Consider the following 14,344-nt stretch of genomic DNA (forward strand, 5'->3'; position numbering starts at 1 on the left):
AAAAGACGTCCTATGAAATAGGAACGTCTTAATTGAAAAAAAGTTCAAAAGCTTAAACTTCCAAAATTTCTTTCTCTTTATCTTTGGCAACTTGATCAATTTGAACAATATAATCATCAGTTAGTTTTTGAACATTTTCAGAAAATCCGCGTAAATCGTCTTCTGTGATTTCGCTTTTCTTCTCTAATTTTTTCAATTCATCATTCGCATCACGGCGGATGTTACGAATGCCGACTTTTGCTTCTTCTGCTTCTTTTTTGACTAATTTCACTAAGTCTTTACGACGTTCTTCTGTCAAAGCTGGTATAGCAATACGGATTAATGTACCATCATTTGATGGGGAAATCCCTAAATCTGATTTTTGAATTGCTTTTTCGATGTCACCAAGAGCAGTCTTGTCATAAGGTTGAATTGTCAGTAAACGTGCTTCAGGTGTCGCGATTCCGGCAATCTGGTTGATTGGCGTCGGTGCACCATAATAATCAACAAAGATTTTATCCAATAAAGAAGCACTCGCACGACCCGCACGAATTGTTGAAAGTTCACGACTTAAAGCTTGAATCGCTTTTGTCATTCTTTCTTTTGTTTGATCAATCACTTGTTTTGACATTACGTATTCCTCCTAACGATCGTACCAATTGTTTCACCTAAAACGGCACGTTTAATATTTCCATTCTCCATAATTGAGAATACTATGAGAGGGATATCATTGTCCATACATAGTGTTGAAGCAGTCGAATCCATTACTTGCAAGCCTTGTTGAATGACATCGAGGAATGAAAGAGTGTCATACTTAATGGCATCGCTATTTGTTTTTGGATCAGCTGAGTAGACGCCATCCACATTGTTTTTGCCCATTAAAATAACATCTGCCTCAATTTCTGCAGCACGCAGCGCAGCTGTCGTATCAGTAGAGAAGTAAGGATTCCCTGTTCCAGCAGCAAAAATAACGACTCTTTTCTTCTCTAAATGGCGGATTGCTTTTCTACGAATATAAGGTTCAGCTACTTGACGCATTTCAATTGATGATTGAACGCGTGTTTCAATGCCTGATTTTTCAAGTGAATCTTGCAGTGCTAAAGAATTCATAACAGTAGCTAACATGCCCATATAGTCCGCAGTTGCACGGTCCATACCCATTTCACTACCTACTTTACCGCGCCAGATATTTCCGCCGCCAACTACAACAGCAACTTCAACACCTAACTCTACAACTTCTTTCACTTGATCAGCTACGGATTTAATGATTTGAGGAGAAAGTCCAAAACCTTGTTCTCCTGCTAAAGCTTCTCCGCTTAATTTTAACACGACTCGATTGTATTTAGTCTCGCTCATGGGTAGCCTCCATTACACTTTTTTCTCGAAAAATAGGGAACACAAAATCGTGCTCCCCGGAGTAATAATATATTCGTTTAGTATTAACCTTTGTTAACTTGGCTCATTACTTCTTCAGCAAAGTTATCTTGGCGTTTTTCGATTCCTTCACCAACAGCGTAACGTACGAATTCAGTAACAGTACCGCCCGTAGATTTCACGAACTCACGAACTTTTTGATCTGAATTTTTAACGAATGATTGGTCAAGCAAACAAACGTCTTCGAAATATTTACCAAGGCGGCCTTCAACCATTTTAGCTACGATGTTTTCTGGTTTGCCTTCGTTTAGAGCTTGCTCAGTCAAGATTTTACGCTCGCGGTCAACTTCTTCTTCAGACACTTCGTCACGAGAAATATAAGTTGGGTTTAAAGCTGCAACGTGCATTGCAACATCTTTAGCTGCTTGAGCATCAGTAGATCCTTCAAGAGTTACAAGTACGCCAATGCGGCCACCCATGTGTAGGTAAGGACCAAAAGCATCGTTGTCTGTTTTTGTGCGAACAACAAAACGACGTAATGTAATTTTTTCACCGATTTTTGCAATCGCATTTGAAATGTGATCTGCAACAGTTAAACCGTTAGACATTGTAGAAGCATTTGCTACTTCAACTGTTTCTGGTTTAGTAGCAAGCAAGTGCTCAGCCAATTCTTTAACTAATGTTTGGAAACCTTCGTTTTTAGCAACGAAATCTGTTTCAGCATTAACTTCAAGAAGAACAGCGTCATTACCTTGCTCTAAAATGTAAGTAGTACCTTCTGCAGCGATACGATCAGCTTTTTTAGCTGCGCTAGAAAGACCTTTTTCACGTAAAAAGTCTACTGCTGCATCGATATCTCCGTTTACTTCTACTAACGCTTTTTTACAGTCCATCATACCTGCGCCTGTTTTTTCGCGTAATTCTTTAACCATTTGTGCTGTAACTGCCATTGTTGTTTCCTCCTATTCAAGTATCAACTCTGTGTTATTTCTCAAAAAAAGGTGATAAGGGGTTTAGCCGCTTATCACCTGTAACATACGTGGGGATTACTCAGCAGCTTCAGCTGGAGTTAGATCTTCACCTTGTTTTGACTCAAGTAACGCATCAGCCATTTTACCAGTTAATAATTTAACGGCACGAATAGCATCGTCGTTTGCAGGAATTACATAGTCGATTTCATCTGGGTCACAGTTTGTATCAACGATTCCAACTAGAGGGATGTTTAATTTAATAGCTTCTGCAACAGCAATACGCTCTTTACGAGGGTCTACTACGAACATTACGTCCGGTACACCTTTCATGTCGCGAATACCGCCTAAGAATTTAACAAGACGTTCGTGTTCTTTTTTAAGTTGAACAACTTCTTTTTTAGGAAGCACAGTGAAAGTACCGTCTTCTTCCATTTTTTCGATCGCTTTCAAACGGTTTACACGTTTTTGGATCGTACCGAAGTTTGTTAATGTACCACCTAACCAACGTTGGTTAACATAGTACATACCTGAGCGTTCTGCTTCTTCTTTGATAGCTTCTTGTGCTTGTTTTTTCGTACCAACGAAAAGAACTTTACCACCGTCTGCTCCAACTTGGCGCATGAAGTCATATGCTTCTTCTAACTTCTTAACCGTTTTTTGTAGATCGATGATGTAGATTCCGTTACGTTCCACAAAAATGTATTTCTTCATTTTCGGGTTCCAACGGCGAGTTTGGTGACCAAAGTGTACACCAGCTTCAAGTAATTGTTTCATAGAAATTACTGACATGTTTTGTTTCCTCCTGATATGGTTTTTTTCCTCCGCATTCTTCAACTAGAGCTCAAGACCTTAACTTTGTTAAGGACCACTTGTCACTATCCAAATGCGTGTGTGATAACACCATTTGATAATATACCATATCTAGACTAACCTCGCAAGTGTTTCTAACAAAAATCTACAAACAATAATAGTTCGGCTTACTAATCGCAGTTTTTTTGAATACAGTTAGAGTCTGACGTAGGCTCGATTTTATCGTTTTCCAACTAAGGTTGCTATTTTCCCAATTAAACTTTCATATTTTCCATCTAAGCCTTCAATTATTCCAACTAAACTTCTACTCACCTTTAAAGCTAGAAAAAACGACCACAAAGGCTGAGCCTTTGTGGTCGTTTGGTTTTACTTATTTTAATTTTAATTGAGCTAATTCGTTCAAGAATTTATCGTTCAATACTTTGATGTATGTTCCTTTCATTCCTAAAGAACGAGATTCGATAACACCAGCACTTTCCAATTTACGTAAAGCATTAACGATTACAGAACGAGTAATACCGACGCGGTCAGCAATTTTTGATGCTACAAGCAAACCTTCATTTCCGTCAAGTTCTTCGAAAATATGTTCAATAGCTTCTAATTCACTGTATGACAAAGAGTTAATCGCCATTTGTACGACTGCTTTGCTGCGAGCTTCTACTTCAATTTGTTCTGATTTTTCACGTAGGATTTCCATCCCAACAACAGTTGCACCGTATTCACCAAGAATTAAATCATCATCATGGAATTCAGCTTTCAAACGTCCAAGAATTAATGTTCCAAGACGTTCCCCACCACCGATGATTGGAACGATTGTAGTTAAACCTTCTTTGAATAACTCACGATTCTCAACAGGGAAAACTGTATGTTCGCTGTACACATCCAAGTTAGAAGATGTTTCATTTACGTTAAAAAGGTTTTTCGTATATTCTTCAGGGAATTGACGCTCTTCCATCATTTTGATCATGCGCTCGTTCTCAATTTGTTGATTGATGTCGAATCCTAGGAGCTTTCCTTTACGGCTAACGATAAACACGTTACATTCGATTACATTGCTAAGAGTTGTTGCCATTTCTTTAAAGTTTACTGGCTTCCCAGCAGACGCTTGAAGCATCGAGTTAATTTTTCTTGTTTTTCCTAATAAATTCATTAATGTGGCCTCCTATATTGGGTACTGCTATTTATTAAATATTCTAAAGGTTTTTAATTGTTTTGGGAATAGATATAACTTACATTACAAAATAAATTGTGACAAATCTTTGTTTTTTACGATATTTCCAAGTTTTTGGTCGACATATGCAGGAGTTATGTCGATATGCGCGGGAGCAATGTCAGAAGCCTCATAAGAAAGCTCTTCAAGTAACTTCTCCAAAATCGTATGCAATCGACGTGCACCTATATTATCGGACTCTTGATTCACTTCTGTTGCAATTTCAGCAATTCGCTCAATTGCACTGTCAGTAAATTCAAGCGTTACCCCTTCAGTTTCCAGCAAAGATTTGTACTGGCGTATCAATGAATGATCTGGTTCTTTCAAAATACGAACAAAATCATCTTTTGATAATTTTTCAAGTTCCACACGGACGGGGAAGCGTCCTTGTAGTTCCGGTATTAAATCCGAAGGCTTTGCTGTGTGAAATGCTCCAGCAGCTACGAAAAGCATGTAGTCAGTTTTGACTGCACCATACTTCGTCTGAACGGTCGATCCTTCTACAATCGGTAATATATCACGTTGTACACCTTCACGCGAAACATCCGCAGATGAACCGTTGCCCCCCTTGCTCGCAATCTTATCGATTTCATCAATAAAAATGATTCCCGTTTGCTCGGCACGTTCGATGGATTTTTGAGCTACTTCCTCTGAGTCGATAAGCTTGTGAGCTTCTTCTAGAGTTAAGACTCGTCGTGCATCTTTCACTTGCAAGCGGCGCTTTTTCTTTTTCTTCGGCATCAGGTTAGATAATGCATCTTGCATATTCTGCCCCATACTTTCCATCCCAGAGCCTTGGAAGGCATCAAACATGGAAGGAGCCTGTTCTGTAACTTCTACGTTTACCCATTCATCTTCCAATTTCCCGTCTCTTAAGTCTTCGGCAATTTGGGAGCGTTTTAAACGAATGTCTGTATCGTCATTTGCAGGTTCTTCCTGTTCTGCTTTTTGACCAAATAACATTTCAAATGGATTTTGCGTATTATGTTTCTTTTTCAAGGATGGTACGAGAAGACGGACGATGGCATCATTCGCCAATCGCTCAGCTTGTGCTTTTACGCCTTCAGTCATTTCTTCTTTGACTATACGTACAGCCGCTTCTGTTAAATCACGAACCATTGATTCCACGTCACGGCCAACATAGCCAACTTCTGTAAACTTGGTGGCTTCTACTTTGATAAACGGTGCGTTCGTAAGTTTAGCTATTCTTCTCGCAATTTCCGTTTTACCGACACCAGTAGGACCAATCATCAGTATATTTTTCGGTATAACTTCATTTTTCATCTCATCAGACAACAAACTTCTACGATAGCGATTTCGCAACGCTACAGCTACTGATTTTTTAGCTTCTTTTTGTCCGACAATAAAACGGTCTAAGTGCTCGGTTATTTGTTTTGGTGTTAACTGTTGTTTAATCATTCACTTAACGCCTCCACAATAATTTGATGATTGGTAAATACACAAATATCAGCTGCAGTTGTAAGTGCTGCTTTGGCAATTTCGGTGGCATTCAATGTTTCACCAGCATATTGTTTCAGTGCACGTCCTGCTGCCAATGCAAAATTCCCACCAGAACCGATTGCTAAAATGCCATCATCGGGTTCAATTACTTCACCAGTACCTGAAACCAATAAAAGTGTTTCTTTATTCATCACGAGCAACATCGCTTCAAGTCTTCGTAACATTTTGTCGCCTCTCCATTGTTGGGCAAGTTCGACTGCAGCTCTTTGTAAGTTGCCATCGTATTCCATCAATTTCGCTTCAAACATTTCAAATAACGTAAAAGCGTCTGCCACTGATCCAGCAAAACCTGCAAGCACTCGACCGTTGTATAAGCGTCTTACTTTTTTTGCTGTATGCTTCATGACAACTTGATTTCCTAAAGTAACTTGACCATCGCCAGACATTGCAGATTTTCCTTTATGCTGAATCGCAAAAATCGTGGTTGCATGTATTTCTCCCATGAAGTTCACCTCTCGTTTAGCTCATCCTTCATTATGCTCTAGGATGTGCATTCATATAAGTTCTTCGCAAATGTTCTTTCGTTACGTGTGTATAAACTTGTGTCGAAGACAAATGACTATGCCCAAGTAATTCTTGGACAGTACGCAAGTCGGCTCCATTGTTCAGTAAATGTGTTGCAAATGTATGCCGCAACATATGCGGATAGATTTTAGTATGCAATGCTGCTTTTTCCACTAAGTCGCTCAGTATATATCTAACACCACGCGGAGTCAAAGGCTGACCACGCATATTTGTAAATACAAAATTGTGTTTAGCTTGTTTCATTAATTTAGGACGCGCTTCGTCCATATAGAGTTCCAACGCATCTTGAGCAAACTGACCAAACGGTACATATCTCTCTTTTCTGCCTTTACCCATTACTCTCATGATGCCGAGACGCTTATCAATATCGCGTTCTTCCAAAGATGTTAACTCGCTTACCCGAATTCCGGTTGCATACAACATTTCAAGGATTGCCCGATTACGAAGCACCATGGGTTCTTCGCCTTCAGTTGCCTGGAATAGTTGTTGTAACTCTTCTTCATAAAAAAAATGAGGAAGTCGTTCCTCTTTTTTGGGATGATATAACGAGCGAAATGCATCTTCTTTTAAACCGAATTCCCGGTTGCCAAACTTGAAGAAAGAACGGATCGCAGATATTTTTCTGGAAATCGAAGTACGTGAAAGTGATTCATCGTACAGTTTTGTCACATACAGTCTAGCGTGAATATATTCGACATCATGTAAGCTTGTAATACCTTCTGATTGTAAAAAATCAAAAAAGTACAGTAAGTCTGATTCGTATTCTCGAACAGTGTGTTCTGAATAGTTCTTTTCAAGCTGGATATAGCTTTTAAATTGAGACAAAGCTTCTAACGGAGTCATAGGTGTCTGCACCTCCAAATAGTTAAAGCGCCAGGAACCGTCCCGTCTTGAAACAGCCGGAGCAGCTGGATGGCAAAACACGTGAAAAATGAATTGTATACGAATTTATAAATATGACAAAGTAAAAAGCCTCTAAATTATAACAATAATTAGAGGCTTTCAGCAATTAAATCGAATATGAATTCATAAAATTTTGAATTGTGCCGAGTGCACGTTCAGCTTGCTTCTCTCCACGCTTTTCTTTCGTTTTGTACCGTTGCGGCAAAGCAGGGAATAAACCAAAGTTGACGTTCATCGGTTGGAAGTTTTTCGGATCAGCTTCTGTAATATAGCGAGCCATACTGCCTAGTGCGGTAGCTTCAGGGAACACAAGCAATTCTTCCCCCAAAGCTAATCTTGCAGCGTTTATCCCTGCTATCAAGCCACTTCCGGCTGATTCAACATATCCTTCAACACCTGTCATTTGTCCCGCAAAGAACAATTGATCATTTGTCTTTAGTTGATATGTAGGTTTCAAAACTCTTGGTGAATTGATGAACGTATTACGGTGCATCACGCCGTAGCGGACGATTTCCACATCTTCCAAACCTGGAATTAACTGCAAAACTTGTTTTTGTGGACCCCATTTTAAATGTGTCTGAAATCCGACAATGTTGTACAAAGTGCCTGCTGCATCATCTTGTCTCAACTGTACAACGGCAAAAGGAACCTTACCAGTTTTCGGATCTTCCAGTCCAACTGGCTTCATTGGACCGAATAATAAAGTCTTTTTCCCACGTTCAGCCATCACTTCGAACGGCATACAACCTTCGAAATAAATTTCTTTTTCGAATTCTTTCAAAGGCACTACTTCAGCAGAAATCAGAGCTTCATAAAAACGGTCAAACTCTTCTTCCGTCATCGGACAATTGATGTATGCTGCTTCCCCTTTATCATAACGGGATTTCACATAAACCTTGTCCATGTTAATACTGTCTTTTTCAACTATTGGGGCAGCTGCATCATAAAAGTATAAATAATCCTGACCAGTCAGTTGTTGTATCTTTTCAGCCAAAGCCTGAGAAGTTAATGGTCCTGTAGCAATAATGGTAATGCCTTCAGGAATTTCAGTTACTTCCTCATTGATGACTTCAACAAGAGGATGATTTTTCACTTTTTCTGTTACATACCCCGCAAATTCATGACGATCTACCGCAAGAGCGCCGCCCGCAGGGACAGCACATTGATCTGCAGCACCCATTATAACGGAGTCCAGCATTCTCATTTCTTCTTTAATGACGCCGACAGCATTAGTTAATGTGTTCGCACGTAAAGAATTTGAACATACTAACTCTGCGAATTTATCCGTGTGATGAGCAGCTGTTTGTTTAACCGGGCGCATTTCGTACAATCGAACCCGTACACCTCTTTTGGCGATTTGCCACGCAGCTTCACTTCCTGCAAGACCTGCTCCAATTACATTGACGATTGTCAATTCCTACACCAACCTTTTCTATACAATCTGAGAAAAATAGAAACTTTCACAGATTTTTATTTCTTTTTTTCTATGTACAGCTCCAAACATCAGTCCAGTTAGCCCACTAAGGACCAACTGGACTGACACTTGTTGCTTATCTTTTTTATGCTTGTGTATCTTCCTTGTAATCACAAGAAGTACACTGGATTTGAATACCTTTTTTCAGTTTTTTCTCTACTAGCAATTCGCTACATTTCGGACATGGGCGGCTGATTGGCTTGTCCCATGAAACGAATTCACAAGTTGGATAGCGATCGCATCCATAAAAAATACGTTTCGATTTACTTTTACGTTCAACGACTTCGCCTTCCTTACAGCTTGGACACGTCACTCCGATATTTTTAACGATTGCTTTTGTATTACGGCAATCCGGGAAGTTGCTACATGCCATGAATTTTCCATATCTGCCTAATTTAAAGACCATTGGAGATTCACATTTTTCGCAATCTTCTCCTGCCGGCTCATCCTTGATTACGACTTTCTCCATCTCTTTGTCTGCGTGTGTTACATGCTTTTCAAAGTCTCTGTAGAACTTATCAATGATGTGAACCCATTTTTCCTGTCCTTCTTCGACACTGTCCAAATCTTTTTCCATCTGGGCAGTAAACTCGATGTCAATAATGTCCGGGAAAAACTCCAACACGAGCTGATGGACAATGCCACCAAGTTCAGTTGGCACAAAACGCTTTGCATCGAGTGATACATATCCGCGCTTTTGTATTGTATCAAGCGTAGGTGCATATGTCGAAGGACGGCCTATCCCAAGCTCTTCAAGCGTTTTAACAAGTCGGGCCTCCGAATAACGTGGTGGTGGTTGTGTGAAATGTTGCTTCGGCTCAATTTCAAGCTTCTTCACAAAATCGCCTTTTTCCATTTCCGGTAATATACGATCTTTTTCTTCTACTTGATCATCGTTGCCTTCTACATATAATTTCATGAAACCAGGGAATTTCACTTGTGAACCATTCGCACGGAATACAACATTTTCATTTGTTAAATCAACCGTCACAGTATCTAATACTGCTGAAGACATCTGGCTCGCCAAGAAACGTTCCCAAATCAACTTGTAGAGACGGAATAAATCTTTTGAAAGAATTGATTTCAGCTGATCAGGAGATCTCAATACGCTCGTAGGACGAATCGCTTCATGGGCATCCTGAGATTTGCTCGATTGTTTAGTCGGTCCTGTTGAAGTGGTGACATATTCCTTGCCATATTCCCCTTCTATAAAACTGTGTGCATCTTTCTTCGCTGTATCGGAAATTCGGGTAGAATCTGTACGCATATACGTAATCAAACCGACAGTACCTTCTTTTCCAACATTCAAACCTTCATATAGCTGTTGAGCAAGCATCATTGTTTTTCGTGCTCGGAAGTTTAACTTGCGTGCCGCTTCCTGTTGAAGGGATGATGTAGTAAACGATGGCGCTGGGTTACGTTTACGTTCTTTTTTAACAACGCTCGTGACTTCGAACTTGTCGCCTTTAAGTTGTTTCAAGATTTCTTTTACTTGGCCTTCGTTTGTCAACTTGACCTTTTCATTTCCATTGCCGAAGTACATCGCGTCAAATGATTTTTTGCCTTTTTCAAAGCTACCTTCGATTGACCAGTATTCTTCAGGCTGGAAATTCTTAATCTCATTCTCACGGTCAATGATTAGTCTTAACGCAACGGATTGCACGCGACCTGCAGATAGACCTTTTTTGACTTTCTTCCATAGAATCGGACTGATGTTATAACCAACCAACCTATCCAAAATACGACGGGCTTGTTGTGCATCTACCAAGTCCATATCAATGGGACGGGGGTTTTTAAACGATTCTTTAATTGCGTCTTTTGTAATTTCATTAAAAACGACGCGACAATCTGATTCAATATCAATGTTCAATGAATTCGCTAGATGCCAAGCAATTGCTTCGCCTTCGCGATCGGGGTCAGCCGCGAGATAAATTTTCTTCGCTTTTTTGGCTGCTGATTTCAGATCCTGCATAACTGGGCCTTTACCACGAATCGTGATGTACTTTGGTGTGTATTCATTTTCTACGTCTACACCCATTTGACTACGTGGCAAATCACGAACATGACCAAGTGATGCTTTTACTTTGTACTTTTTGCCAAGATAACGTTCAATCGTTTTCGCTTTGGCTGGCGATTCCACAATCACTAAAAAATCCGACATGTATGTGCCTCCTCATAGAGGTTCCTAATAAATCAATAAAAGAAATACCTGTTGCAAAATGTATAACAGATTTTACTATAATGCAACCATTTTTCATTACATTGTTCAATTTTGAATAGACAATCCTTGAAAATCTTCTACAATTTGATAGCCATTCCAGATTGGTTTAGCCCCATCTAATAGCGACCGGTTGGGTCCGAGTGACAGCATTGAGGTGATGGGACCAGGGACACAATAGACATCTTTTCCATTGTCCAAAGCATGTTGGAGGGTACTGACTGTTCCACTTTTTTCTTTTGCCTCTGTTACAACCAGTGCTTGAGAAATACCGCTGATTAGCCGGTTTCGCATAGGAAAATACCATTTTTGCGGGGTGACGTACGGTGGATACTCCGTCAAAGTTAAATGATGCTTTTCCATGATCGTATATAACTGGTCATTCTCTTTGGGATAGCGGGTGAAGTGACCATGACCAAGGATTCCGATGGTTTTTCCACCAAGATTATGAGTTGCCTGATGAGCCATTGCATCAGCACCTTTCGCCATGCCACTGACAATGACCATATCATACTCAATAAGTGGAGGAAGAATCAATGACATCGAAGCTCTCGAATAGTCCGTTGCGTCTCTCGCACCAACGACGGACACGTAATATTTCATCGTTAAATAATCAATATTGCCTTTCGCGTAAAGAATTGTTGGCGGGTCATAAAGTGTTCTTAATTGTTTGGGATAATTAGGATGGTTAAATGGGATTGGGGTAATGTTATTCGAGTTATATGCTTGTATAAGGGGGGTTTCAAGCACTTTTGCATATGCATCTTTAAATTTCCTGGCACGTTCAGGAGTCAGTCTCAATAATTTCGAAAGCTGATTGATATCCATTGCCTCGCATGATGCTAATTCAGAATCTACTTGAAGTAGGGGCTCCAAGCGATTTAGAGGGATTGGCAAAACGTAGTGAAGCGCCAATAAACGATGATGAAATGATAGATTGATCATGCATTTCCTCCTTTTTTATAGATAAAGAAGCGAAACATCCGACGATGCGTCGCTTTCTTTTATATTAATCTGTTATTTATAAATTGACCAGTTTTCGACTACTTTCGACTTCTACTTTTCTGAGTTTCTTCTATATAAATTAGATGTTAGAACCGCTTGTTATAAAGAATTATATTATTAGACAAAATCAAAAAAGCCCGAAACGTTGATTTAACAACGTTTCGAGCATTTATTTTAGATTAATGTGTTTTACATTGATCGTACAAGCCTTTTTCTTTAATCACTTTGATTAAAGTTTCACCAATAACAGATGGAGTAGCTGCAACTTCCATGCCAGCTTCATTCATCGCTTTGATTTTGTCAGCAGCTGTACCTTTACCACCAGAGATAATCGCACCGGCATGGCCCATACGTTTACCTTCAGGAGCTGTTTGTCCACCAATGAATCCTACTACAGGTTTAGTCATGTTAGTTTTGATCCACTCAGCAGCTTCTTCTTCAGCTGTTCCGCCGATCTCACCAATCATTACTACTGCATACGTATCTGGATCTTCATTGAATGCAGATAATGCATCGATGAAGTCAGTTCCGTTTACTGGGTCTCCACCAATACCTACAGCTGTACTTTGTCCAATACCTTCTTGAGAAAGTTGGTGTACTGCTTCATAAGTTAGTGTACCAGAACGAGAAACTACGCCTACATGGCCTTTTTTGTGAATGTATCCTGGCATAATACCAATTTTACATTCTTCAGGTGTAATAACACCTGGGCAGTTCGGTCCGACTAAACGAGTTTTCTTGCCTTCCATATAGCGTTTAACTTTTACCATATCAAGAACAGGAATGTGTTCAGTAATACAAATCGCCATATCCAAGTCAGCATCTACTGCTTCAAGAATAGCATCTGCAGCGAATGGAGCTGGAACATAAATAACGGACACGTTAGCGCCAGTTGCTTTCACAGCTTCTTCTACTGTATTGAAAACGGGTACGCCTTCAGCTTCAGTTCCGCCTTTACCTGGAGTTACACCAGCGACGATTTTTGTACCATATTCAAGCATTTGCTTTGTATGGAAAAGAGCTGTTGATCCCGTAATACCTTGCACGAGTACTTTCGTATCTTTGTTAATATAAACGCTCATCTTTTGTCCCTGCCTTTCTTAGCCTACAAGTTCAACAATTTTTTGCGCGCCATCAGCCATAGAGCCAGCCGCAATAATGTTTAAGCCAGATTCATTCAATAATTTCTTCCCAAGTTCTACGTTTGTACCTTCCAAACGAACAACTAAAGGTACTTGCAATCCAACTTCTTTCGCAGCTGTGATTACGCCTTCAGCGATAACGTCACACTTCATGATTCCGCCAAAGATGTTAACGAAGATCCCTTTAACATTTTTGTCTGAAAGAATGATTTTGAATGCTTCCGTTACTTTCTCAGCTGTCGCACCGCCCCCAACGTCAAGGAAGTTAGCGGGTGATCCGCCGTAGTAGCTGATTGTATCCATTGTTGCCATAGCTAGTCCAGCACCGTTAACCATACATCCGATGTTGCCATCCAATGAGATATAGCTTAAGTCATATTTAGAAGCTTCGATTTCTTTTGCATCTTCTTCGTCATAGTCGCGTAATTCCAAAATGTCTTTATGACGGTATAAAGCATTAGCGTCGAAGTTAAACTTCGCGTCAAGTGCCATAACGTCTCCACCACCTGTTACAACTAGTGGATTGATTTCAACGATTGCCGCATCTTTTTCAACAAACACTTGGTAAAGACCAAGCATGAATTTCACAGCTTTGTTTACTAGCTTAGCTGGAATGTTCATGTTGAAAGCCATACGACGAGCTTGGAAGCCTGTTAATCCAATAACTGGATCGATTACTTCTTTGAAGATTTTTTCAGGAGTTGCTTCAGCAACTTCTTCAATGTCCATTCCGCCCTCTTCAGAACCCATAAGAGTTACACGTGAAGTTGCACGGTCAAGTACTAAACCTAAGTAGTACTCTTTCTTAATGTCGCAGCCTTCTTCAACTAGAAGACGCTTGATTTCTTTTCCTTCAGGACCTGTCTGATGAGTGACAAGGACTTTACCAAGAAGTTCCTTCGCGTATGTACGAACTTCATCCAAGTTCTTCGCGATTTTAACACCGCCAGCTTTACCACGACCACCTGCGTGGATTTGAGCTTTCACCACGACAACTTCAGTGCCTAGTTCTTTTGCAGCTTTTACTGCTTCTTCAGGAGAAAAAGCAACTAAACCGTTCGACACTGCGACACCATATTGTCTGAGGAGTTGTTTACCTTGATATTCATGGATATTCATTTTACATCCTCCAATCAAACTTCTGTCAAGTAATTTACTACCTTAACCATTGTATAAAACCTGTCATACAATGTCCACACTTGTCCTTAATAT

13 protein-coding genes are annotated in these 14,344 nt (G+C 40.0%); all 13 read right to left on the minus strand.

Annotated features, from left to right (window positions below):
- Nucleotides 1-52: 52 nt before the first annotated feature.
- The 13 genes from frr to sucC all read right to left on the minus strand — a co-directional run bounded on the left by frr (nucleotide 53) and on the right by sucC (nucleotide 14,251).
- Nucleotides 53-610, minus strand: coding sequence for a ribosome recycling factor (gene frr, locus MHH33_RS11535; RefSeq protein ID WP_016427609.1), 558 nt, complete (start codon nucleotides 608-610; stop codon nucleotides 53-55).
- Nucleotides 610-1,335 carry a UMP kinase gene (gene pyrH, locus MHH33_RS11540; protein ID WP_016427610.1) on the minus strand — a complete coding sequence of 242 codons (726 nt, stop codon included), beginning with the start codon at nucleotides 1,333-1,335 and terminating at the stop codon, nucleotides 610-612. The genes frr and pyrH overlap by 1 nt, the downstream gene beginning before the upstream one ends.
- Nucleotides 1,336-1,418: 83 nt before the next feature.
- Nucleotides 1,419-2,303, minus strand: coding sequence for a translation elongation factor Ts (tsf, locus tag MHH33_RS11545; RefSeq protein WP_016427611.1), 885 nt, complete (start codon nucleotides 2,301-2,303; stop codon nucleotides 1,419-1,421).
- Between the two features lie 96 nt (nucleotides 2,304-2,399).
- Nucleotides 2,400-3,113 carry a 30S ribosomal protein S2 gene (gene rpsB / locus MHH33_RS11550; protein WP_016427612.1) on the minus strand — a complete coding sequence of 238 codons (714 nt, stop codon included), beginning with the start codon at nucleotides 3,111-3,113 and terminating at the stop codon, nucleotides 2,400-2,402.
- Between the two features lie 391 nt (nucleotides 3,114-3,504).
- Nucleotides 3,505-4,284: a GTP-sensing pleiotropic transcriptional regulator CodY gene (codY, locus tag MHH33_RS11555; RefSeq protein ID WP_016427613.1), complete on the minus strand. Its 780-nt coding sequence runs from the start codon at nucleotides 4,282-4,284 to the stop codon at nucleotides 3,505-3,507.
- A gap of 84 nt (nucleotides 4,285-4,368) precedes the next feature.
- A complete protein-coding gene (gene hslU / locus MHH33_RS11560; protein WP_016427614.1) occupies nucleotides 4,369-5,763 on the minus strand; it encodes an HslU--HslV peptidase ATPase subunit in 1,395 nt (464 codons plus the stop codon).
- Complete coding sequence (gene hslV / locus MHH33_RS11565; protein WP_016427615.1) at nucleotides 5,760-6,308, minus strand: ATP-dependent protease subunit HslV; 549 nt, start codon at nucleotides 6,306-6,308, stop codon at nucleotides 5,760-5,762. The genes hslU and hslV overlap by 4 nt, the downstream gene beginning before the upstream one ends.
- 31 nt (nucleotides 6,309-6,339) lie before the next feature.
- The gene (gene xerC, locus MHH33_RS11570) at nucleotides 6,340-7,233 is read right to left on the minus strand and encodes a tyrosine recombinase XerC (protein WP_016427616.1); all 894 of its coding nucleotides are present in this window, start codon (nucleotides 7,231-7,233) and stop codon (nucleotides 6,340-6,342) included.
- A 166-nt stretch (nucleotides 7,234-7,399) separates the two neighbouring features.
- Entirely contained in the window at nucleotides 7,400-8,707 is a 1,308-nt protein-coding gene (trmFO, locus tag MHH33_RS11575; protein WP_016427617.1) for an FADH(2)-oxidizing methylenetetrahydrofolate--tRNA-(uracil(54)-C(5))-methyltransferase TrmFO, read from the minus strand.
- A 145-nt stretch (nucleotides 8,708-8,852) separates the two neighbouring features.
- Nucleotides 8,853-10,928: a type I DNA topoisomerase gene (gene topA / locus MHH33_RS11580; RefSeq protein WP_342541816.1), complete on the minus strand. Its 2,076-nt coding sequence runs from the start codon at nucleotides 10,926-10,928 to the stop codon at nucleotides 8,853-8,855.
- A 105-nt stretch (nucleotides 10,929-11,033) separates the two neighbouring features.
- Nucleotides 11,034-11,930 carry a DNA-processing protein DprA gene (gene dprA, locus MHH33_RS11585; protein WP_016427696.1) on the minus strand — a complete coding sequence of 299 codons (897 nt, stop codon included), beginning with the start codon at nucleotides 11,928-11,930 and terminating at the stop codon, nucleotides 11,034-11,036.
- A 239-nt stretch (nucleotides 11,931-12,169) separates the two neighbouring features.
- The gene (gene sucD / locus MHH33_RS11590; RefSeq protein ID WP_016427697.1) at nucleotides 12,170-13,072 is read right to left on the minus strand and encodes a succinate--CoA ligase subunit alpha; all 903 of its coding nucleotides are present in this window, start codon (nucleotides 13,070-13,072) and stop codon (nucleotides 12,170-12,172) included.
- 18 nt (nucleotides 13,073-13,090) lie between these two features.
- On the minus strand, nucleotides 13,091-14,251 hold the full coding sequence (gene sucC / locus MHH33_RS11595) for an ADP-forming succinate--CoA ligase subunit beta (protein ID WP_016427698.1): 1,161 nt from the start codon (nucleotides 14,249-14,251) through the stop codon (nucleotides 13,091-13,093).
- Between the last annotated feature and the right edge of the window lie 93 nt (nucleotides 14,252-14,344).

The sequence above is a fragment of the Paenisporosarcina sp. FSL H8-0542 genome (genome assembly GCF_038632915.1).
Lineage (GTDB): Bacteria > Bacillota > Bacilli > Bacillales_A > Planococcaceae > Paenisporosarcina.